This is a genomic window from Flavobacterium sp. UGB4466 (genome assembly GCF_903469665.1).
GTDB classification, from domain to species: domain Bacteria; phylum Bacteroidota; class Bacteroidia; order Flavobacteriales; family Flavobacteriaceae; genus Flavobacterium; species Flavobacterium lipolyticum.
This window is the reverse complement of the sequence record NZ_CAGKLC010000002.1, coordinates 1-22,239: the sequence shown is the minus strand read 5'-3', so window position 1 is coordinate 22,239 and position 22,239 is coordinate 1. Positions and strand designations below refer to the sequence as shown.

General features: G+C 34.4%; 20 protein-coding genes. 7 read left to right on the top strand and 13 right to left on the bottom strand.

Translation table 11 applies throughout. The features are described from left to right. Positions 1-85 precede the first annotated feature (85 nt). Positions 86-2,269: a carboxy terminal-processing peptidase gene (locus JO950_RS00810; protein ID WP_202700625.1), complete on the bottom strand. Its 2,184-nt coding sequence runs from the start codon at positions 2,267-2,269 to the stop codon at positions 86-88. 201 nt (positions 2,270-2,470) lie between these two features. Here JO950_RS00810 and surE point away from each other — a divergent pair, with 201 nt between their 5' ends. From surE to JO950_RS00785, 5 genes are all read left to right on the top strand, one after another. Then, positions 2,471-3,250 carry a 5'/3'-nucleotidase SurE gene (gene surE, locus JO950_RS00805; RefSeq protein ID WP_202700624.1) on the top strand — a complete coding sequence of 260 codons (780 nt, stop codon included), beginning with the start codon at positions 2,471-2,473 and terminating at the stop codon, positions 3,248-3,250. Further along, positions 3,243-3,515, top strand: a complete 273-nt coding sequence (locus tag JO950_RS00800; protein ID WP_202700623.1) for a hypothetical protein — start codon at positions 3,243-3,245, stop codon at positions 3,513-3,515. Before surE ends, JO950_RS00800 begins: the two co-directional genes overlap by 8 nt. Positions 3,516-3,583: 68 nt before the next feature. Continuing rightward, entirely contained in the window at positions 3,584-4,702 is a 1,119-nt protein-coding gene (lpxB, locus tag JO950_RS00795) for a lipid-A-disaccharide synthase (RefSeq protein WP_202700622.1), read from the top strand. 11 nt (positions 4,703-4,713) lie between these two features. Further along, a complete protein-coding gene (locus JO950_RS00790; protein WP_202700621.1) occupies positions 4,714-5,199 on the top strand; it encodes a C40 family peptidase in 486 nt (161 codons plus the stop codon). 49 nt (positions 5,200-5,248) lie between these two features. After that, positions 5,249-7,285, top strand: a complete 2,037-nt coding sequence (locus JO950_RS00785; protein WP_202700620.1) for a ComEC/Rec2 family competence protein — start codon at positions 5,249-5,251, stop codon at positions 7,283-7,285. Positions 7,286-7,333: 48 nt separating this feature from the next. On the opposite strand, the gene JO950_RS00780 is transcribed toward JO950_RS00785, so the two are convergent. The 7 genes from JO950_RS00780 to JO950_RS00750 all read right to left on the bottom strand — a co-directional run bounded on the left by JO950_RS00780 (position 7,334) and on the right by JO950_RS00750 (position 16,377). After that, positions 7,334-7,780 (bottom strand): thioredoxin family protein, encoded by a 447-nt coding sequence (locus tag JO950_RS00780; RefSeq protein WP_202700619.1) that lies wholly within the window; start codon positions 7,778-7,780, stop codon positions 7,334-7,336. Between the two features lie 269 nt (positions 7,781-8,049). Further along, positions 8,050-8,502, bottom strand: coding sequence for a thioredoxin family protein (locus JO950_RS00775; protein ID WP_202700618.1), 453 nt, complete (start codon positions 8,500-8,502; stop codon positions 8,050-8,052). 226 nt (positions 8,503-8,728) lie between these two features. Next, positions 8,729-9,196 carry a thioredoxin family protein gene (locus tag JO950_RS00770; RefSeq protein WP_017494796.1) on the bottom strand — a complete coding sequence of 156 codons (468 nt, stop codon included), beginning with the start codon at positions 9,194-9,196 and terminating at the stop codon, positions 8,729-8,731. 53 nt (positions 9,197-9,249) lie between these two features. Then, a complete protein-coding gene (locus JO950_RS00765; RefSeq protein WP_202700617.1) occupies positions 9,250-10,734 on the bottom strand; it encodes a peptide MFS transporter in 1,485 nt (494 codons plus the stop codon). A gap of 14 nt (positions 10,735-10,748) precedes the next feature. After that, positions 10,749-12,407: a peptide MFS transporter gene (locus tag JO950_RS00760; RefSeq protein WP_202700616.1), complete on the bottom strand. Its 1,659-nt coding sequence runs from the start codon at positions 12,405-12,407 to the stop codon at positions 10,749-10,751. Between the two features lie 79 nt (positions 12,408-12,486). Further along, positions 12,487-14,163: a peptide MFS transporter gene (locus tag JO950_RS00755; protein ID WP_202700615.1), complete on the bottom strand. Its 1,677-nt coding sequence runs from the start codon at positions 14,161-14,163 to the stop codon at positions 12,487-12,489. Between the two features lie 42 nt (positions 14,164-14,205). After that, positions 14,206-16,377: a S9 family peptidase gene (locus JO950_RS00750; RefSeq protein ID WP_202700614.1), complete on the bottom strand. Its 2,172-nt coding sequence runs from the start codon at positions 16,375-16,377 to the stop codon at positions 14,206-14,208. A 183-nt stretch (positions 16,378-16,560) separates the two neighbouring features. On the opposite strand from JO950_RS00750, the gene JO950_RS00745 reads away from it, so the two are divergent. Further along, positions 16,561-17,877, top strand: a complete 1,317-nt coding sequence (locus JO950_RS00745) for a hydroxymethylglutaryl-CoA reductase, degradative (RefSeq protein ID WP_202700613.1) — start codon at positions 16,561-16,563, stop codon at positions 17,875-17,877. 101 nt (positions 17,878-17,978) lie between these two features. Further along, positions 17,979-18,893, top strand: a complete 915-nt coding sequence (locus tag JO950_RS00740; RefSeq protein WP_202700612.1) for a GYDIA family GHMP kinase — start codon at positions 17,979-17,981, stop codon at positions 18,891-18,893. Between the two features lie 43 nt (positions 18,894-18,936). Here the strand turns inward: JO950_RS00740 and JO950_RS00735 are convergent, their stop codons facing one another. From JO950_RS00735 to JO950_RS00715, 5 genes are all read right to left on the bottom strand, one after another. Further along, positions 18,937-19,368, bottom strand: a complete 432-nt coding sequence (locus tag JO950_RS00735; RefSeq protein ID WP_017494789.1) for a hypothetical protein — start codon at positions 19,366-19,368, stop codon at positions 18,937-18,939. A gap of 355 nt (positions 19,369-19,723) precedes the next feature. After that, entirely contained in the window at positions 19,724-20,311 is a 588-nt protein-coding gene (locus tag JO950_RS00730; RefSeq protein ID WP_237732248.1) for a hypothetical protein, read from the bottom strand. Between the two features lie 205 nt (positions 20,312-20,516). Next, a complete protein-coding gene (locus JO950_RS00725) occupies positions 20,517-21,089 on the bottom strand; it encodes a hypothetical protein (protein WP_202700611.1) in 573 nt (190 codons plus the stop codon). A gap of 4 nt (positions 21,090-21,093) precedes the next feature. After that, a complete protein-coding gene (locus JO950_RS00720) occupies positions 21,094-21,264 on the bottom strand; it encodes a hypothetical protein (protein WP_202700610.1) in 171 nt (56 codons plus the stop codon). Positions 21,265-21,333: 69 nt separating this feature from the next. Then, positions 21,334-21,918, bottom strand: a complete 585-nt coding sequence (locus JO950_RS00715) for a hypothetical protein (RefSeq protein WP_229999580.1) — start codon at positions 21,916-21,918, stop codon at positions 21,334-21,336. Positions 21,919-22,239 lie beyond the last annotated feature (321 nt).

The window sequence follows — 22,239 nt, the reverse complement described above, 5'->3', positions numbered from 1 at the left end:
CTGTAGAGTACCGTTAAATCTACAAAAAACGCTCCAAAAAATACATTTTGGAGCGTTTTCCTAACAAATTAATCCTTTTACAGTATTAAGACTTTACTAATTTATCTCTTTTGATCTTAGTTGTGGCGCTGTTTCTTACCACACCTTTTACTTGCAAATCATCTAAAACATTCAATGCTTCTTCTACATAAACATCTTTAGACAATGCCTGATGCCAAGCCTCTCTTTTTTCTTTTAACGTAGCATCACTTTTCATTTCAAGCTCTTCGTAAGGCAATGATTTAAAAACCAAATTGTTTTTGTAATCTGAAATTGGTTTGTATTTTTTACCTTCAGTTTCTACCTGTTCCTGAGTAGCTTTAAAGCTTTTGATATTTAAACTATAAGTATTCTCCTTATTCTTAACATCAATCCATTTCGCATTGTCTTCGATCAATTTAAACTGTGCATTTTGAGCAATTCTGTTTTTACTGCTTTCAATTGCTTTAGTAAAATTTGTATTCGAATGCCATGTGCTATAATCCGCCGGATCAATTTTGTCCCAAGGCATAGCATTATCAATATCACGCTCTCCCATTTTTAAGTAGGCATAACGATCCGGCATTACCACATCACTATGAACTCCTTCTAACTGAGTAGAACCTCCGTTAATTCTATAGAACTTTTGTCCTGTAATCTTCAAAGCACCTAAATCGCCATAATTTGCATTACGAACAAATTGATTCAAATCCAGAACATTCTGAACTGTTCCTTTTCCGTAGGTTTGTTTACTACCAATGATAACCCCTCGTTTGTAATCCTGAATTGCTGCTGCCAAAATCTCTGAAGCCGAAGCAGAGAAACTGTTTACCATAATTACTAATGGTCCGTCCCACTCCACTTTTTTATCTTTATCGTACAGTACTTCTTTCTTTTTCCCTGCAGATTTCACCTGAACAATTGGTCCTTCTTCGATAAATAAACCGGCAATATCAACAACAGTCGACAAAGATCCTCCTCCATCGTCACGCACATCAAGTACGATACCGTTTATATCTTCTTTTTTAAGTCTTTCTACTTCAAGAGCAATATCTTTTCCAGCATCACGACCGTCTTTGTTCTCAAAATCGATATAAAATTTAGGCAGGTAAATTACTCCGTACTTCAATCCGTTTCTTTCTACAATACTGGATTTTGCGTATGTTTCTTCGATTTCAACTACATCTCTGATGATTGAAATGATTTTAATTGTACCGTCTACTTTTTTAACGGTAAGTTTAACTTCTGTTCCTTTGTGCCCTTTGATTTTTTTCACAACATCGTCCAAACGCATTCCCACAACATCTACAGGCTCTTCGTTTCCTTGGGCAACTTTTAGAATTAAATCTCCTGCTTCAAGTTGTTTTCCTTTCCATGCCGGACCTCCTGAAATTAACTCATCAATTTGAGTAAAATCATTTTTCTTAGTCAGTCTTGCACCAATACCTTCCAGTTTTCCACTGATATTAACATCGAAACGATCTTTATCTTCAGGTGCAAAATAGCTGGTATGGGGATCAAAACGAGTCATGATTGAATTTACATATACGGAGAACCAATCTTCTTTATTCAAATCTTTAATCAGACTAAAATTGTCATCTAAAGATTTCAATGAGCTTTCACGCGTTTCTTTTTCCAAAGTTTCAAAAGTTTTCTCCTTATAATTAGGGTCTGTTTTCTTTTTATCCTCTTCTAATTTTTGTTTGGTAACAAGTGAAGAAAGTGTCGATAACTTGATCTGTTTTCTCCATCTTTCGTTAATCTCTGCTGTATTTTTAGCATACGGCAATTTGTCATAATCCGCATTAAAAGTCTCATCAATATCGTAGTTGAAAGGCTGTGCTAAAATGGTCTTATAACGTTTTTTGCTTTCTTCCATTCGTTTCATCAATCTTGTATAGGTAAGATTGAAGAACGTTAAGTCTTTATTCAAAAACTGATCGTCCAATTGCAATTCATATTGTTTGAATTCGTCAATATCCGATTGCAGGAAGAATCTCTTCGAAGGATCTAATGCTTCGATATAATCTTTAAAAATTCCTTTAGAGAATTCATCATTTATTTCTGCCGGGCTGTAGTGTCCTTTTTCAATAACAAATGCTAATAATTCTAAAAGTGTTTTATCTCTATTCGGATCCGGATCTACTGATTTGTCTGCATTTATTTTAAAGGCAAACAACGTCAATGACAAGCATAATACGGCTATAAGTATTTTATAATTTCTTTTCATAAACTTAATAATAGCATTCATCAAATTTTTTAATCTAAGTTACGGTAAAAACTGTGCCAACAAAGCCAAGCCCGCTATAATTTTTTGTTAAAGGTATAAAAATGTTTGACGCGCAAAAATCTTCTTGAAATTAGTTGACAAATTTTGTTCTTTTTGTTCGTATTCTACCGAAATCTGTCACTACATTTGCTTAATTCCCATATATAACCTTACGATTTTAGCATGAAAAATGAGAAACCCCTAATATTAGTTACCAACGATGATGGCATTTTAGCTCCCGGAATCAGAGCTTTAATCAGTGTGATGGAAACTATTGGTGAAGTCGTAGTAGTAGCACCGGATAAACCTCAGAGTGCCATGGGTCATGCCATTACCATAAATAATACTTTGTTTCTTGACAAAATTTCTAAAGAAGAAGATGTGGTAACGGAATATAGCTGCTCAGGAACTCCTGTAGATTGTGTTAAACTGGCCGTGAATGAAATTTTAAAAAGAAAACCAGACTTGTGCGTTTCTGGGATTAATCACGGGTCAAATTCTTCTATAAATGTGATTTATTCCGGTACGATGAGTGCTGCCGTAGAGGCCGGTATAGAAGGGATTCAGGCAATTGGATTTTCTTTACTGGATTTTGACTGGAATGCCGATTTTGAGCAAATCAAGTCGTACGTTAAAAAAATTACCTTAGAAACTTTGGAAAACAAGTTGCCGTCTGGTGTAGTTTTAAATGTAAATTTTCCGAAATTAAAAGAAGAAGAAATTAAAGGAATAAAAATTTGTCGTCAGGCAAAAGCCTACTATGCACAGAAGTTTGACAAAAGACAAACTCCATTCGGGAAAGATTATTACTGGCTTACCGGAAAATTCACAAACGAAGATCAGGGCGAGGATACCGATGAATGGGCTTTAGAAAACGGATACATTTCAATTGTTCCGGTACAGTTTGATCTGACCGCTCATCATACCATGCAGCAGCTGAATACCTGGAAATTAAATGACTAAAAAAGACATTATTATAGGCTTTGTTATTGGAATTTTCACGGCTTTGCTTGGAAGTTTTGTGTTTGTTTCGTTTTTTACCAAATTTGATTTCTTTACGGGAATTCAAACCATCAAACAACAAGGATATCTCGGAAAAGTAATCACAATCGGTACCGTTTTAGATTTGGCCGTTTTTGGTATTCTTCTAAAAACGAACCAGGAATTGATGGCCAGAGGCGTTGTTTTAGCAGTCATTGTTCTTGCGATTTCAACTTTATTTATTTAAATCTTATCTTTGTACCGCAAAAATTATTTTGCGTTTAAAGTTGGAAACACACTTTCAAAAAAATCAATATGAAGTATTACATAATAGCTGGTGAAGCGTCAGGAGATTTACATGGTTCTAATTTAATGAAAGCATTATATGAAGAAGATCCTCAGGCTGAAATTAGATTTTGGGGCGGTGATTTAATGCAAAAAGCCGGCGGAACTCTGGTAAAACATTACCGCGAACTGGCTTTCATGGGGTTTGTTGAAGTTCTTTTCAATTTAAAAACCATATTAAACAATATTAAAATTTGCAAAAAAGATATCACAGCATTTCAACCTGATGTTTTGATTTTTATAGATTATCCCGGTTTTAATATGCGTATTGCAAAATGGGCCAAAGCGTTACATTACAAAACGCACTATTATATTTCGCCGCAAATCTGGGCCTGGAAAGAGAATCGCATCAAGGCAATCAAAAATGATATTGACAAAATGTTTGTGATTTTACCTTTCGAAAAAAGCTTTTACGAAGACAAACATCATTTTCCTGTAGATTTTGTAGGGCATCCTCTGATTGATGCTATTCAGAATCAGCCCTCTTTTGACGAAACAACCTTCAGAAAAGAAAACCAACTGGGAGAGAAACCTATTATTGCGGTGCTACCCGGGAGTCGTCAACAGGAAATCACAAAAATGCTGAGTGTGATGCTAAGCGTTGTGGATGATTTTCAGGATTATGAATTTGTAATTGCCGGTGCTCCAAGTCAGGATTTTGAGTTTTATCAGCAATTCATCAGCAATAAAAACATCAAATTTGTATCGAACAAAACGTATGATTTGTTACGCTCTTCAACCGCTGCTTTGGTAACATCCGGAACTGCGACATTGGAAACGGCTCTTTTTAAAATCCCTGAAGTAGTCTGCTACAAAGGAAGTGCCATTTCCTATCAAATTGCCAAGCGCATTATCACGCTAAAATATATTTCACTTGTCAATTTAATCATGGATGAAGAAGTGGTTACAGAATTAATTCAGAGCGAATGCAACACGAAACGAATTAAAGAAGAATTACAAAAATTACTGACTTCTGATTATCGCGAAAAATTGTTAAAGAATTATGACATCTTAGAGCAAAAACTGGGAGGTGTCGGAGCCAGTAAAAAAACAGCAAAGCTTATTGTAGCTGATTTAAAAAACGTTTAAAACTTCTTGCTTTGAAAAGAATATATTATTTAATACTCATCACTGTCCTTTTTGCTTCCTGTAAATCGGCTTCAACTGCGGTGGGCAACAAAGAATCAAAGCGGGAAAACAGCTATACGGTTACACATTTAATCAAACACGCTACAGACAATATTGGGGTGCGATACAAAGCCGGAGGCACCACAAAAAGTGGCTATGACTGCTCCGGATTAGTGTTTACCACTTTTCAGTCGGAAAATATAAAACTACCCCGAAACTCTTTTGAGCAGGCTAAGGTGGGAAGAATTATTAAATTTAATGACGCCCAAAAAGGAGATCTAATTTTCTTCAGAACAAACAGGAGCAAACAGATTAATCATGTTGGACTGATTGTAGAAGTAAAATCAGATGAGATCAAATTTGTCCATTCTTCTACCTCAAAAGGAGTTATTATTTCATCCACTAAAGAACCCTATTATCAAAATTCATTTGCTCAAATCAACAGGGTAGTAGAATAATCAAACAACATACATGTTCTTTTTCTTACAAATTTAATACTTTTGACTTATGAAAGTATTAGATTTTCCTTTAACTAAAATTACCATTTGGTTTAGCTGTGGCATTTTGGCTGCTTATTATTATCCATCAAAATTCACGGTAACAACTTCTGTTTTTGTTCTTGGTTTTCTTACTTTTTTACTTGTTTACTCTTCTCTTCAAAAAAACAATAAGCGAAGTATCTATTTTGGAATAAGCATCTCTTTCATTTCTTTCCTTATTGGCATTGCAACGCTTTTACTTCATACAGAATCGCTGCAAGAATCCAACTACAGTCATTGTAAAGAAGTTTTTGGCTCTCCGCAAACGATAACTTTTGTGGTATGCGAAAAACTAAAAAGCAACGCATACAGCGACCGCTACTATGTGCAGGTAAAGAAAATTAACAATAGGAATTACTCCGGAAAAATTCTTGTAAATATAGAAAAGGACAGTGCTGAAAATCCAATTATTATTGGAAACATAATAAAAGTCAAAACCATTTTACAACGTACTAGTCCGAATAAAAACCCAAATCAGTTTGACTACCAAAAATACCTTTCAGATAAACAGATTTATGGTCAGTTGTATCTCAATAAAAAAGAAATCGCGGTTAATAAAAAACTTCAAAAAGACATCTGGTATTACTGCGGACGTTTACACTCCAGAATTTATAATAATCTGAAAAAAACAGGTTTTCGTCAAACGGAAATGAACGTTGCACTTGCTCTTATATTGGGACAGCGACAAGAAATTTCAAATGATTTGATTCAGGATTATCAGTTCTCAGGAGCTACACATATTCTGTCGGTTTCCGGTCTTCATGTTGGTTTTATCATGCTGTTCATTAGTTTTATTTTAAAACCTGTTCCCAACACACGAAAGGGCTCTTTATTAAAATTGATTTCAATACTGCTGTCTCTCGCACTTTTTGCCGTAATCTCAGGATTATCTCCGTCGGTACTTCGTTCTGTTGTCATGTTTTCTTTTCTTGCTATTGGCAGCCATCTAAGAAGAACAGGAAGTACGTATCATACTTTACTTGTCTCTTTGTTTTTAATTCTGCTCTTCGAGCCTTACTTTTTGTTTGATGTTGGTTTTCAGTTAAGTTATTTTGCTTTGTTTTTCATTCTTTGGCTACAACCTCTCTTAAACAGTATCTGGTCTCCAAAGCTTAAAATCTCAAAATTCCTTTGGAACGCACTAACTGTTTCTTTTGCTGCCCAAATAGGCACATTACCTTTATGCTTGTATTATTTTCACCAGTTTCCGGGATTATTTTTCGTTACCAATATTGTTATGATCCCTATATTATCTTTCATCATGATTGCCGGGATCCTAGTATTGCTTATTGCTGTTTTTTGTCCTCCTCCAATGGTCCTCACTGAGCTATTTGAAAAAAGTATTTTCCTTTTAAATTATACCATCCATTACATTGCATCGCTCAAGTGGTTTGTTATCCAAAACATTAGCTTTAACTTCTGTCTTCTTATCTCCTCTTACTTTCTAATTATTTCTGCCATAATCTGGGGCAAGAAAAAAAATTACCCTACAACGTTCGCTGTATTGATTTCAGTTATAGCGTTTCAGCTTTCTATGATTTACACCAAAAGAGAAACCGGAACCCAACGTGAAATGATCGTTTATCATACTAAAAACAACTCTATAATTTCTCAGAAAAATGGAGGTTGTATCAAAGTGTTTTCAAATGATACTCTTTTACTTCAATCCTCAAAAGCAACTCTTCTAAGTTCTTATTTGTCGAGTGATTTTAGTCAATTAAGCGCTACTGTCAGCATCAAAAACCTGCTCTATTTTAATGGAAAAAAGATCTTAGTAATTGACAGTTCCGGAGTTTATAAAATCAGCTCTCAACCTGACCTATTATTGTTAATTCAATCCCCGAAAATCAATTTAGACCGTGTTCTGCAAGAGCTGCATCCTAAAATTATAATTGCAGATGCATCGAATTCCTACTCTATTCAAAAAATCTGGAAAAGCAGTTGCCGTAAAAAAAACATCCCTTTTCATGCCACAGCCGAAAAGGGATTTTATTCTTTAAACTAATCAAACTTAGTCCGAAAAGACAGAATAGTTCGTCCTGTTCTACAAGACTTACGGATTCAAAATTAAATTTGCATCTGCAATCCAGGCTTTCGCCCCGCCTTGTTTGTACGGAACCAATCCTAAGTTATTAAAAGTAGTTTTGCCTTTTCGAACAGAAGCCATTAAAAGACATACTTGCGGAAGTTCCTGAATACCTAAAGCGTTTTTTAACTTGACATTTTGCTCTTTTACCATGTCAGATGCTTCTGTATCTGACATATCCAGTTTTACCAAAATGACATTATCACGTGACCATACTGCAAAATCAGGTGTAACAAAAATTTCACTCTGGAATCTCTGCGAAACTCCGGCAGCAGTGAAAAAAATTAATAAGGGCCGTTTTTGTGAATCACTCGCCATTATAGCATCATTCATATCTGTCTTCCAAATCAAATTTTGCGAATGCAGGCCAAACGAACCTAAAAAAAGTAATAAAATAAGTAGTTTTCGGTTCATACTAAATTGGTTTTTTAAGCAGGTTAATGCGACTAAATTAACACAATATCTTCACCAAACAAGTAAAAACCAAATAAAATAAGTTAAAAAAGTAACATAAATTTAAATTCACTAATAAAGTATTGGATTTTTAAGAAAATAAAAAAAAATACCCTTTTAAATGACAAAACTATTGATTATCCGGATCAACCTTTCAAAAAAAATCCCTTCTCGCCCAAGAGCAAAAAGGGAATCTACAAATTAAACTAAGAAACTTAATTTAAATCTTACTACTCACTTGAATGCAAAATTGCATTTGACTCCGCAATCCAGGCTTTTGCACCACCCGGTTTATACGCAATTTTTCCTAAAGCGCTAAATGTGGTTTTATTTTTTCTAATCGAAGCACTTGCAAAACAAACTTCAGGCAAGTCCTCCACTCCAAAAGCACTTTTCAATTTGAGCTTTTGTTCTCTATCACTTTCATCAGCTGTACTGTCAGACAAATCAAGTTTTACAAGAATAACGTTGTCACGGGACCAAACCGCAAAGTCTGGAGTTTTAAAAATTTCATTCTGAAGATTTTCCGGTACACCTGAGGCAGTGAATAAAATTAACATTGGTTTTTTCTGTTCATTACTAAGCGCAATAGCATCCGTCATATTTGTTTTCCAAACTAAATTCTGCGCCTGCATAAAAATTGAACCTAAAAAAAACAGTAGGATAAGTATTTTTTTGGTCATATTAAATTGGTTTTTGGTTAGAATATTAAGACGAAATTAACATAATATTTTAATTTTCCAATTTTTATTAATACAAAAAATATATTATGTGTTTTTTTAACCAAAATAAATTACAAAATACACAATAAGCACGGGTTTACTTATTACTTTTTCTTACGAAACAAAAAAACTCCTTACCAAAAGGCAAGGAGTTTTTTTGAACTATAATTGTAATTTAATGTTTTCTTTACGATTTTTTAGGATGTACAATTCCCTCAGCAACTGTTAACCAGGCGGTCGGACCACCGGCAACATATCCTGTCTGCCCCAATCCTTTAAAATTCACTTTCCCGTCTTTTGACTCAGCGCTTGTGAAATAAATAGTCGGGAATCCCTGAATTCCAAATGCCTGCTGTAATTCATTATTCTGATTTTTAAGCTCCGGTGTCTGAGGTGTTCTTCTTGGATAATCAAGCTCAACCAACACCACATTTTCGGTAGCCCATTTTTTGAATTCAGCCGTTTTTAAAACCTCATTCTGCAAACGAATACACCACCCACACCAGTCACTTCCGGTAAAAAACATTAACAGAGGTTTTTTCTCTTTATTACTAACAGTGATCGCTTCTTTAACATCCGTATACCATTTTAACTCTTGTGCCTGCGTTACAAATGCTCCCGCTAAAAAAAGCGTTATTAAAAATATTTTTTTCATATCCTTTTATTTTACACACAAATTTAAACAAAAAAAGAATCGTAAAATGTCGTCTATTTTACTTCTTGCATTAATTTTCTAATAATTGGCGAAATTGCTAATAATATCAAGCCCGCAACTAGCGAATAAATAGCCAGTTGATAGTAACCTTCTGTATACGATTGCAATTTAGAAATCAAGGTGTCGCCGGTATTTGATCTGGAAATCTCGGCTCCCAGTTTACCCGCAGCCAACTGTCCAAAAGCACTTGCCAGGAACCACAACCCCATCATCATTCCGAATAATCTTTTTGGAGATAATTTGGTAATGATTGACATTCCGATTGGTCCTAAACAAAGCTCTCCGATAGTGGTTATCAGATAAGCAAACGTAAAGACATTCAATGAAGCAATTCCGTTAGCATCGGCAAAGAATTTGGTCAGATAGAAGATGTAAAAAGAAGCTGCCAGGAATAAAAACCCAATTCCGAATTTAATTAAAGTATTCGGTTCAATTTTCCGTTTCCCTAACCATATCCACAACAAACCAATAAGCGGGCTTAAAACTACTACAAAAAAAGTATTCGAACTGTTGTTCACAACGTTGGGATCAATTGTAAAAAACAACAATTTATTATTCAAATTATCTTTTGCAAAAAGCGATAACGATCCACCACTTTGTTCGTAAATAGAATTGAACAGGAAATAGAAAAATACAAACAGAAAAGCAGCAAAAAGCTTCTTTTGCAATTTAGAATCTCCCAGTTTAAACAATTCATAAGCAAAGTACAAAACAGCAACTGTACCAATAGTATACATAAAATAATCCGTATACTTCGTATTCTTAACCATTATAAAAATAAAAGGCAAACTCAAAATAGACACAACATATACGGCTATCTCACGAATTCGTCTCTTTTGCGGTGTTAAATTCAATAACGGAGAATCACCAATTGGTCCTAAATATTTTTTAGTAAATAAAAAGGTGATCAACCCTAAAAACATTACAATTGCAGCGGATAAAAAGCACAATTGCCAAGAATAAAACTTCCCTAAATACACACACAAAGCACCACCAAAAAGTCCGCCAACATTTATACCGGCATAAAACATCCCATAACCTGCATCTCTTCGACCATCATCTTCACGATACAATTCTCCGACCATTGAAGAAACATTGGGCTTAAAAAAACCTGTCCCAATAATAGAAAAAGCAATTCCGTAATAAAAGAAATCATGAGGCGCAATAGCAATCAAAAGGTTCCCCAGAATCATGACGATTCCTCCAAAAAACAACGATTTTTTAAATCCTAATACTTTATCGGCAAAAATACCTCCAATAAAAGTAAAGGCATATACAAAAGCCTGAATAGCACCATATTGCTCGCTGGCATGATCTTCTTTCAAGAAAAGCTGATCGACCATAAAAATAACCAAAACCCCACGCATTCCGTAAAAGCAAAAACGCTCCCACATTTCGACAAAAAACAAATACCATAATTGTTTCGGATAATTGCCTTTAAAATTTTGAATTTCTTCTAAAGTGATTTTTTGCTCCATTTATTTATAAATAATTAATTAATTCCTCTCTCTTTCATCACTTTGTTAAGTTGCTTTACTAAAGCAAACATCAATATTGTCGCAAACATTAACAGCGCAAAATTTACCCAAAAAAAGTTGACTTTATTATCGTAAGTATCCCACATACTGGCTAAAACTCCACTTAATTTATTTCCTATAGAAGTCGACAGGAACCAGCCTCCCATCATTAAGGAAGTGATATTAACGGGACTTAACTTGGAAACTACTGATAATCCCATGGGACTCAAAAACAATTCACCAATTGTTATGATACCATAATTCGCGACTAACCACCAGGCACTGACTTTCTCTGCTCCGTTATTCCCAATTTTTACAGCAGCTATCATAACCAAAACAGACAGCGCCGAAATCAGCAAACCGAAAGCAATCTTAGTAGGTGTTGAAGGTTCCTTTTTACGCATTCGTAAAAAAGAGAAGAATGCAACGATCAAAGGAGTTAATATAACCACCCAGGCCGGGTTGATAGACTGACTTAAATTTGTCGCCCAAAGATGAACCTTAGCACCTTCTGCCGGTAATTTATCCGGAGCAACATTTCTAAAATATAAAGGATAATTGACTTCTTTCTTAACCACTCCATTTACCTTTTGCAAACGAAACTGATCATCGTATAGTTCAGTAGAGTCCCTTTTATACTCAACTTCTTTTGCCAGTTTAAGCTTAGCAATCACCTTACCGGATGTTCCGGTTACTTCTCTGTCAGTATATCGGTCTGCCCAGGTAGTAAGTGCCGAGCCATTAAGTTTAAAGACTGCCCAAAATAAAATCACTACTCCAAAAATAGCCAATAAGGCTCCTATTGATCGCTTATCTTCTGTTTTTGCTTTAAAATAAAGTGATCCATAAAAGAGTACTATTGGAATACATGCAAAAATAAAAGCGTCTGTACTGTCTGAACCAAATATAGAACTATTCACATTAGCATCTGAAGCTACTCCTTTTATCAACCAGCCAATTGCTCCAAAAACAAAAGAGGGCAATAAAATAAACAGTATAATTTTATAAAAAGGCATATCACCTTCCTGTACTCCTTTTTTCTGGTCGTGCCCCACATAATGCTTCGTACCTAACAAAAACACAATAACACCTATAAACATTCCGACACCGGCAGCCATAAAAGCCCAATGCCATCCCAAAAGGATTTGCAAAGCAGCTCCAAAGAAATTACAGATAAAACCTCCAACATTAATTCCCATATAGAAAATATTGTAGCCTTCATCTTTTTTATCTTTATACTCTTCTTTAGAATAAAAACTGCCCAATAATGTAGAAATATTGGGTTTAAAAAAACCATTCCCAACAATTATCAAAGTCATGGCGATATAAAGCATGGTCAAATCATGCACTCCAATTAAGAAGTAACCGATTCCCATTAAAATTCCGCCAAGAATGACTGATTTTCTATATCCTAAATATCGATCGGCAATTAGTCCGCCAATAAACGGAGTCAGAAAAACCAAAGCAATAAAGGTCCCGTATAAATCAGAAGCCTCTTTCTCGGTCATGGCAAAACCGCTCTTTACATCTTTCAGATATAAAGTAAAAATTCCGATCATTAAATAATAACCAAAACGTTCCCACATTTCAGACAGAAACAGGAATGGCAATGCTTTTGGGTGTTTTTTCCACATAACTATAAAGTCTTTAAAATTAAAATTACCTACAAGCCTAAACCTGTAGGTAATTTTTTATATATGATTACGATTTATGTTATCTAACACCATGCATCATTCTTTTCAGAAATGGAGTCAAAGCAAATAAAATAATTGCAGCAATACCAGTTAAGACCACAAATACCATGAAGAATTCGTATAAGTTATGAATTTCGAATCCGGCAAAGAAGTGGTTATGTGCACTAATCTGATGTTTTTCCAACAGAGCCAATTGTTCAGCTGTTGGTGTAATCTTGTTGTCTAAAACTGCCTGAAGGTCAATTCCTAATTCTTTTGCTTTTGCAAATTTATCTCCGGTTGCCGGTAAGATTGAACCTAAAGTTCCTCCTAAAGCATAACCTGAAGCATTTGACAAGAAGAATACTCCGTACAATAACGAAGCAAAACGTTTTGGAGAAAGTTTACCTACCAATGACAAACCAATTGGAGACAAACATAATTCAGCACATGTATTTAAGAAATATAATAAAATAAGCCATTTTACCAATAACAACCCTGATGTTCCGATATAAGAAACCTGAGTAGCGATCATGAAGAAACTAACCGAAATCACCACTAAACCAACGGCTAATTTTACCGGTGAAATTGGCTCTTTACCTTTAGCTCTTAAAGTATCCCAAAGTACGCTAAACGGCACTGCTAATAATACTACGAATAGTCCGTTAAAAATCTGAACCATTGACGGAGGCATTTGCCATCCGAAGAAATTTCTATCCGTTTGGTTGTCTGCAATAAAAGTCAATGACGAACCTGCCTGCTCAAAAGCTGCCCAGAAGAAAATAATAAAGAAAGAAACGATGTAAATTACAATAATCCTGTCTCTCTCTACTTTAGTCAAAGAAGTATCCGAAATAATTAATCCCGCCAATGACAAACCACTAGAATAAATCAAAGTATAAATCAAGTTCTGACCAACCACATAATGGAAAAAGAACCCTAAAGTGACAAAAGCGATTCCGGCAGCTAGTAAAGCTTTATTTGAGAAATCAGCTTTCTGAGCTTCTCCTTCTTCAAAATCAGAGGCGTCATTTTTAGAAGGTAAACCTCCTAATGGTTTTCCTTCAGGAGAAACCACGTATTTATTTTTCAGGAAGTAAAAAAGAATTGTTCCGATAAACATTGCAGCAGAAGCAGCAAGGAACCCCCATCTAAAAGCGTGAATATCTCTAACTCCACCGGCATCTTTAACATCTCCTAACAAAGGGCAAATAGACTGTCCTAAAAAAGCACCAATATTGATACCCATATAAAAAATAGTAAAAGCACTATCCAATTTTGTCTTTTCCTGTTTAGGATACAAACTTCCTACCATACTTGAAATGTTTGGCTTGAAGAATCCGTTACCGAATACGATAACTCCTAATGCAGTGTACATAATAATAGTAGCAAACGCTCTGTTACCTTCAAAAACACTTCCACTGGTAAACAACAACAATTGTCCGATTGCCATAAGCAACCCTCCCAAGATGATACAATTTCTATTTCCTAAGAAACGATCGGCAACAAAACCTCCCAACATTGGTGTTAAATAACAAAGTCCAAGAAAACCTCCGTAAATCAAAGAAGCCTCTTCTTCCTTCATCAACAATGAATTTACCAGAAATAAAGTTAATAAAGCTCGCATTCCATAAAAGTTGAACCGCTCCCACATCTCCGTTCCGAATAATACCCAAAGTCCTTTTGGATGCGCTGTTTTTACCTGAGTTTCTCCCATATTCTTTATTATTTATTTAAGGTTTTTAGTTTTGTTTTATAATTATAAATTTTCTTTGATGAAGTTAGTCATTTTGTTGTAAAGCTGAATTCTGGTTTTTCCTCCGTAAATACCATGATTTTTGTCCGGATAAATTTGAGAATCAAATTGTTTATTGGCCTGAATCAATGCTTCCATCATTTGCATTGAATTTTGTACGTGTACATTATCATCTGCTGATCCGTGAATCAGTAAAAACTTCCCTTTTAGTTTGTCAACGTGATTTATTGGAGAGTTCTGATCGTACCCGCTTGCATTTTCCTGCGGAGTCTGCATGTATCTTTCCGTGTAAACGCTGTCATAAAAACGCCAGTTGGTTACCGGAGCAACTGCAATTGCCATTTTAAAAACATCATTACCCTGGAAGATACAGTTTGAAGCCATAAATCCGCCATAACTCCAACCGAAGATTCCAATTCTTGAAGCATCCACATACGGATATGCTCCAATTACTTTTGCGGCGTCAATCTGATCTTCTACTTCGTATTTTCCTAATTCTTTTTGAGTAACTTTTTTGAAATCTGCCCCTTTAAAACCGGTTCCTCTACCGTCAACACAAGCCACAATATAACCTTGCTGTGTTAGGGATGCAAACCAATAGTCGTCTGAATTGTTCCAATCGTTGTTTACCTGCTGAGAACCAGGCCCAGAATACTGGTACATGAAAACCGGATATTTTTTTGAAGGATCAAAGTCTTTCGGTTTTAAAATCCACGCATTAAGCTCATTGCCTTTAGCTGTTTTTAAAACAAAAAATTCTTTTGTCGGTAAATTGTAAGCTGTTAATTTAGCAGAAAGCGCCTGATTGTTTTCGATAACCTGGATTTCTTTTCCTGTTTTCGCCTCATTCAAAGTATAAGTGGTAGGCTGAGTACTGCTTGAGAAAGTATTGATAAAAAACTGAAAGTTTGGACTAAAAGTTGCCGCACTTGTTCCAGTATTTTTAGACAAACGAATTTTATTCTTTCCGTCTAAAGCAATACGATAAATATCTCTGTTGATTGAACCATTTTCTGTAGACTGATAGAAAATTGTTTTATTTTTTTCATCGAAACCGTAGTAAGACACTACTTCCCAGTTTCCTTTTGTAACCTGATTCTTAAGTTTTCCGTTTTTATCATATAAGTAAATATGATTAAACCCGTCTTTTTCGCTTGTCCAGATAAAGCTATTGTCTTTTAAGAAGGTCAAATTGTCGGTAACATCCACATAAGCTTTGTCTTTTTCATTCAAAACCACTTTTGTTGCAGCGGTAGTTCCGTCCACAAACAGTAAATCCAGATTGTCCTGATGACGGTTTAAAACCTGAGCAGATAATACATTGTTATCATTTGTCCATTGTAATCTTGCAATATAAAAGTCATTATAGTTTCCTAAATCAACTTTTTTACCCGCATTACTCACCGCATCATAAATGTGTAAAGATACTATTGAGTTTTTTTCTCCTGCCTTAGGATACTTAAACGTTTCAATCGTTGGATACAAATCTTTTTGAAAGATTGACATCGAGAATTCCGGAACAGCGCTTTCATCAAAACGGATGTAAGCTAATTTTTTACTGTCTTTACTCCAGTCAAAAGCACGAACAAAGGAGAACTCTTCTTCATAAACCCAGTCCGTGATACCATTGATGACAGCATTTTTCTTTCCATCAGTAGTAACAGCCGTTGATTTTTTCGAAGCCAAATCATACACATATAAGTTATTCTCTTTTGCATATGCGATTTTAGTTCCGTCGGGAGAGAAAGTTGGCTCCTGAATCTGAAAATCAAATAATTTACTCAACGTTCTTGTGGTGATATCGTATAAGAAGTAATCTGCTGTAAACGAGTGACGGAAAATTTGTTTGCTATTACAGGCAATTAAAATCTTTTTCTCTGAGGCATCAAAAGTATAACTGTCAATTCCTTCAGTAAGAGCTGCATGATTCTTTGTATCGATTAAATTGGCTACTTTTTTTAGTGTTGCAAAATCGTACAAATCAATCTGCATGCTTCGGCTGGCCTGATCTACATTTAGTACCGTATATTGGTCTGTATTTTTTAACGATTGCAGTTCATCCATTCCTTTTGCCCGAAATGCTCCGCTATAAATATTCTCGACAGTAATTTTTTGCTGACCAAAAATAGTGGCCACTAAAAATAAAAATATAACAGTAATTTTACCTGTATTCATTAGAATTATTTTAAATATAAAAAAAGAGCCCAATTTTAATAAAAAAAATGAACATAATACCCTTTTTAATTGTTAAATGTAAAAAAAAATAACGATTGCGTAGTTTTCAATTTTCAAATACATTGCAAACAAAAGTCTTAAAATAGTATCTTTGCCGCAACTTTATTATTTAAAATACTGAGAATGAACAACGCCGTTGCCGGATTTTCGAAATTATCCAAAAAAGAAAAAATAAACTGGATTGCCAATACCTATTTTTCAAGCCCTGAAGAAGCCCTTTCTATTATAAGAAATTACTGGAATACAGACGAAAAGCTACAGCAATTGCACGATGAATTCATCGAAAACACCATTACAAACCTTTACATCCCGTTAGGAGTAGCGCCAAATTTCCTAATCAACGGAAAATATACCACAATTCCGATGGCAATTGAGGAAAGTTCGGTAGTAGCCGCAGCATCAAAAGCAGCAAAATATTGGTCGACCAGAGGCGGTTTTAAAGCAACGGTTATGGCTACCGAAAAAATAGGTCAGGTCCATTTTACCTTCAACGGAGATGCTGAAAAACTGCAATCTTTTTTCAATCAGATTAAACCTACATTATTTACTGACACACAAAGCATAACTAAAAATATGCAACAACGCGGTGGCGGAATTTTAGACATAAAACTAAAAGACAAAAGAAGTCTTCTGGAAAATTATTTTCAGCTTCACGCTACTTTTGAAACCAAAGACAGCATGGGAGCTAATTTCATCAACTCCTGTCTGGAGCAATTTGCTACTACCTTAAAAGATGAATTTCAACATTCTGATCTGTTTTCGGAAGATGAGACTCTAAAAGTAATTATGAGTATTTTGTCTAATTATGTACCAAATTGTATTGTTAGAGCAGAAGTTTCCTGCCCTATCGAAGATTTAACAGAAAAACACATTCCGAATCCGCAGGAGTTTGCCGAGCGTTTTGTACAGGCGGTTCAAATCGCCGAAGTAGAACCCTTCAGAGCTGTTACTCACAATAAAGGAATTATGAACGGTATTGACGCTGTAATTCTGGCCACCGGAAATGATTTTAGAGCAGTCGAAGCCGGAGTTCACGCTTATGCTTCTAAAAACGGTCAATATTCAAGTTTATCTCATGCTAAAATTGAAGACGGAATTTTCACCTTCTGGCTTGAAATTCCCTTAGCACTGGGAACTGTAGGCGGATTGACTTCTTTGCATCCACTGGTAAAACTATGTTTTGATATTCTTGAAAAACCTTCTGCAAAAGAATTAATGGAAATCGTTGCAGTTGCCGGTCTCGCACAAAACTTTGCTGCCTTACGTTCCTTAACTACCACCGGAATTCAGGAGGGACACATGAAGATGCACCTGAACAATATTATCAATCAATTTGAAGCAACTGAAGAAGAACGTCATTTGATTAAAACTCATTTCAAGAAAAGTGCCGTATCACATAGCGCTGTGGTGGAGTTTATTGAAAATCTAAGAAAAAAGTAAAAATTTTAAATTCCAAACTTCAAATTCCAAGTTCCAAGGTTAATTGGTATTTGGAATTTATAACGACGTTTGGGGATTGGAATTTAATTTATAATTGAAGAATGAAAACAACTTTTTACAGTAACGGAAAATTGCTTATTTCCGGAGAATACCTTGTTTTAGACGGAGCTGACGCTTTTGCCTTACCTACCAAATTTGGCCAGAATCTGGTAGTTGAAAATGGCACAAACCAGGAAATCACCTGGAAAAGTTATGATTTTGACGGACAGCTATGGTTTGAGAATTCGATTCCTTTTTCAGAGATCATCGACAATCCAAAGTCAGAAATCGAGACTGTAAAAACGACTTTGATTCAAATTCTTCATGAAGCTTATCTTCTGAACCCGGATTTCCTAAAAGATACTGACGGTTACAAGATCAGCACACATCTTACATTTCCTAAAAACTGGGGATTAGGTACTTCGTCAACTTTATTGAACAATGTTGCACAATGGACCAGAGTCAATGCCTTTACTTTATTAAAAAACAGCTTTGGTGGCAGTGGTTATGACATTGCCTGTGCACAAAATGACACGCCAATACTCTATCAAATTGACAATAATGCTGTAAAACCGATCTCTTTTAACCCGGATTTTACAGATAAAATTCATTTTGTGTATCTCAATAAAAAACAGAATAGTAAAGCAGCCATAAAAGCCTATTACAACAATAAAAATCAGAATTTAGCGCAAAATATAGCCGAAAACAACAAAATTACCTCCGCTCTTATCAACGCTAAAACAGCAAAAGAATTTGCTCTTGCCGCTGAAAAACACGAGGTTCATTTGAGTGATATTCTAGAAATGCAAACCGTCAAAGAAGCCGCTTTTCCGGATTTCAATGGAGTTGTAAAAAGCCTTGGTGCCTGGGGTGGAGATTTTGTGATGACAATCTCCAAAGAAGATCCCAGATCTTATTTTACTTCAAAAGGATACGAAACCATCCTGACTTACGAAGAAATGATTCTGCAAAAATAAAGTCTTCACATTTAAATGATCTAAAACCAGAAAAAAGAAGGTTCTAATTTACCTTTTTACTTTCGCGATCTTTGGTTTCCAGTTTTCGGACTTTTTGATTTTCCTGCTCATTAGATTCTCTAAGTGTGTTGTGCAGTCGCTCAGCCATTTTTTCTATGTTATTGGTTATAGAATCATAAACCTCTTCCATTCTGCGATGCTTCTCTTCTTTTATTGCCTTCAAAACGTCATCCACAAAAGCTTTATCATACTTTTCAGCAACAGAATCTCTTGTATTGGTTAACCTGATTACATAATCATTACCTAAGACCGTCACTTTAAAATGCTGCTCTTCGTTACTTAAATAATACTTCCCCCCTAATTCATCCCCATTGATTTCGGTACTGCTCAATTTTAAAAGCTCTGTTATTATTCCGAAAATATGATTTTCAATCTTAGAATAAGCTCTGGGCTTTCTTTTCAACAGCTTAAACATAAAGATGGAATGCTAGATTACTAAAGTATTTATTCATCAGTCCTAAGTGGGTTTTGTTTGAATTTTGGAATATAATTTCAACAAATTAACTGTAATATTCTTAATACTACAAACTTTTAACCAAAATTCCTCACAAAAAAACCAAAAATCCAAATAACAAAGCCCTCTACTCACACTCAATATATAACAATAAAAAAAAACCGAAACATTCTGTTAGAACATTTCGGTTTATATTGCTATTGAAGTCCAGATATATATTGCTAGGATAATACAAATAGGCATTCTTTTTAAAACTTCTGTTATCATATATCTTATTTAAACAAAAAAAAGTGCTTACACAGAATCTCAATATAAACTAGTAATAAACATAATCCCCAATCACTTTAACTACAATCCATTTCCCTTTTTCCTTTTTCATAATTACAACTTGTGGTTCCAAACTACCTGAGAAAGACACTATATTAAAATAAAACATAATGTATTTTTTGTTCCAATAATACATGGGTTCTGAGATTACTATAACATCTTCAATTCCACTGTTCATATATTTAATCCCTATATCATATTTTAACGTTAAACCAGTGCCCTTTTCTAAAAAAAAATTATGCCCAGGGAAATCTTCCTTTTTCCAATATTTCTTTATTGTATCATTTGCATATTTTCTATACATTTTTCTCCAGTGTTTTTCGACAAATAAATCATCAGTATAGTCAACCGGATCTGAAGAATCTATAATATGAGCTGCCCCTTCTCCACGGTTAAAAATCCTTAATGCTTGTTTATTCCTCCCTTTATCACTTTGCAAAATATATTTTTTTTTGCCTAACTTCTGTGTTTTCAAAAATACATTTACCGACTCATAACTATCTACATACTTTGTACTGACACACGATAAAATAAAAAAAGAAATAGATAATATGAGTATTTTTTTAAACTGTTCCATTATTTTTATTTTTTACATGGTGTTCCTGCAGGAGAAGTGCTGCCATATAGTTCTCCTCTTCTTTCTGCAGTTATTCTCGCGAAAATTCTTTCCCGTTCTTTATAGGAATATATTCGTTTTTTGAAGTCCTTCCAAAGCCAAATCCAGATACACCTGAGAGTCAGCCGGGAAATGCTTTGGAAATCTTCTAGTTCCAATCTATTTATCAATAAAAAACCTCTTCCCACATTGTTCTATCAACAATCCATTTTCCTTTTTCTTTTTTCATAACTACGACTTGCGGGCTAGAGCCACTACTGAAATATGATGTGCTTAAATAAAACATAATATATCTTTTATTTCTATAATACATAGGTTCAGAAATTATCATAACTTCATAGTCTAAATATTTAGCACTCTTATAAGGAAGCTTGGGCCAGTCTCTACTATTCTCTAAGATAAAATCATATTTCGGGAAATCTTCTTTCTTCCAGTATTTCTTAATCGTATCATTGACATACCTTTTATACATTCTTTTCCAATGTTTTTCTACAAACAAACCATCGTTAATATAATAATGAGGGTCTTCTATATGCTCAGATCCTTCACTCCCATTAAAAATACGTAGTACTATCGCATTAGATGCTTTGTCTGTTTGCAAAATATATTTTCCTCCTTTTTCTATTATTTCTTTTTCCAGGAACACATTAATCGGTTCATAACTTTTTACATATTGTGTACCGGTACAGGATAAAATAAAAAAGGGAATTACTGCAAATATTTTTTTTAATTGTTTCATAGTTTTACTTTTTACAAGATGTACCTACAGAAGAAACTACACCATATTGAGATCCCAATTTTTCGGTATTAATTCTAGCTAAAATCCTTTCTCGATCTTTAATTTTTTTATCGTTAGGATCATGAGGATAATTTTTATTAAATACTTGAGTTCCTTGAAGTCCTCCCCAAGTCATGTCGAGATAGACCTGTTTAATAAGAACTGAAGAAACGACTAGTTTTAAATTCAATATTTAAACTATAAACTAGTAATAAACATAATCGCCAATCACTTTAACTACAATCCACTTTTCTTTTTCTTTTTTCATAATGACAACTTCTGGCTGATTACTGCCAAAAAAAGATGCCACATTGTAATAAAACATTACATATTTTCTATCCATATAATACATAGGTTCGGAAACCATTACAACATCTTCTATCTTACTATTCATATATTTATCGTGAAATGCCGATCCAAATAAACCATCTTTACTTTCTAATACAAAATCATACTCAGGAAAATCTTCCTTTCTCCAATATCTTTTTATTGTATCAGACACGTATTTTTCATACATTTTTTTCCAATGTTTTTCTACAAACAAACCGTCTTTATAATCTATAGGAACATTTGGCTCCCCAACATGATCAGGTCCTTCACCACCATTAAAAATTCTTAAAGCTTGTTTATTTGAAACCTTATCAGCTTGTAAAATATATTTCTTTTCCTTATCTATCTTTTGAGTTGCTAAAAATGCATTAATAGGCTCAGAGCTTTTAACATATTGCGCGTTAGCATATAAGAAAAAGAAAAAATAAATTGTTACAAGTATTTTTTTAAACTGTTCCATTATTTTTATTTTTTACATGGTGTTCCTACAGGAGAAGTACTACCATATAGTTCTCCTTTTCCTTCTGCAGTTATTCTCGTAAAAAAGCTTTCTCGTTCTTTGAAGCCTACCCAAGCCATGTCGAGATATACCTAATCAAAACGAAAAAAACTGCTTTATACTCAATATTTAACCCATAAACTAGTAATAAACATAATCGCCAATCACTTTAACTACGATCCATTTCTTCTTTTCTTTTTTCATGATTACAACTTGTGGTTCCAAACTACCTGAGAAAGACACTATATTAAAATAAAACATAATGTATTTTTTGTTCCAATA

Excerpts from the sequence above, each read along its gene's own strand:
- JO950_RS00735 (WP_017494789.1), bottom strand. The coding sequence starts at position 19,368 with ATGTTTAAGCTGTTGAAAAGAAAGCCCAGAGCTTATTCTAAGATTGAA.
- JO950_RS00770 (WP_017494796.1), bottom strand. The coding sequence starts at position 9,196 with ATGAAAAAAATATTTTTAATAACGCTTTTTTTAGCGGGAGCATTTGTA.
- JO950_RS00750 (WP_202700614.1), bottom strand. The coding sequence starts at position 16,377 with ATGAATACAGGTAAAATTACTGTTATATTTTTATTTTTAGTGGCCACT.
- JO950_RS00810 (WP_202700625.1), bottom strand. The coding sequence starts at position 2,269 with ATGAATGCTATTATTAAGTTTATGAAAAGAAATTATAAAATACTTATA.
- JO950_RS00785 (WP_202700620.1), top strand. The coding sequence starts at position 5,249 with ATGAAAGTATTAGATTTTCCTTTAACTAAAATTACCATTTGGTTTAGC.
- JO950_RS00740 (WP_202700612.1), top strand. The coding sequence starts at position 17,979 with ATGAAAACAACTTTTTACAGTAACGGAAAATTGCTTATTTCCGGAGAA.
- lpxB (WP_202700622.1), top strand. The coding sequence starts at position 3,584 with ATGAAGTATTACATAATAGCTGGTGAAGCGTCAGGAGATTTACATGGT.
- JO950_RS00715 (WP_229999580.1), bottom strand. The coding sequence starts at position 21,918 with ATGGAACAGTTTAAAAAAATACTTGTAACAATTTATTTTTTCTTTTTC.
- JO950_RS00780 (WP_202700619.1), bottom strand. The coding sequence starts at position 7,780 with ATGAACCGAAAACTACTTATTTTATTACTTTTTTTAGGTTCGTTTGGC.
- JO950_RS00765 (WP_202700617.1), bottom strand. The coding sequence starts at position 10,734 with ATGGAGCAAAAAATCACTTTAGAAGAAATTCAAAATTTTAAAGGCAAT.
- surE (WP_202700624.1), top strand. The coding sequence starts at position 2,471 with ATGAAAAATGAGAAACCCCTAATATTAGTTACCAACGATGATGGCATT.
- JO950_RS00755 (WP_202700615.1), bottom strand. The coding sequence starts at position 14,163 with ATGGGAGAAACTCAGGTAAAAACAGCGCATCCAAAAGGACTTTGGGTA.
- JO950_RS00730 (WP_237732248.1), bottom strand. The coding sequence starts at position 20,311 with ATGGAACAGTTTAAAAAAATACTCATATTATCTATTTCTTTTTTTATT.
- JO950_RS00745 (WP_202700613.1), top strand. The coding sequence starts at position 16,561 with ATGAACAACGCCGTTGCCGGATTTTCGAAATTATCCAAAAAAGAAAAA.
- JO950_RS00800 (WP_202700623.1), top strand. The coding sequence starts at position 3,243 with ATGACTAAAAAAGACATTATTATAGGCTTTGTTATTGGAATTTTCACG.
- JO950_RS00725 (WP_202700611.1), bottom strand. The coding sequence starts at position 21,089 with ATGAAACAATTAAAAAAAATATTTGCAGTAATTCCCTTTTTTATTTTA.
- JO950_RS00775 (WP_202700618.1), bottom strand. The coding sequence starts at position 8,502 with ATGACCAAAAAAATACTTATCCTACTGTTTTTTTTAGGTTCAATTTTT.
- JO950_RS00760 (WP_202700616.1), bottom strand. The coding sequence starts at position 12,407 with ATGTGGAAAAAACACCCAAAAGCATTGCCATTCCTGTTTCTGTCTGAA.
- JO950_RS00720 (WP_202700610.1), bottom strand. The coding sequence starts at position 21,264 with ATGACTTGGGGAGGACTTCAAGGAACTCAAGTATTTAATAAAAATTAT.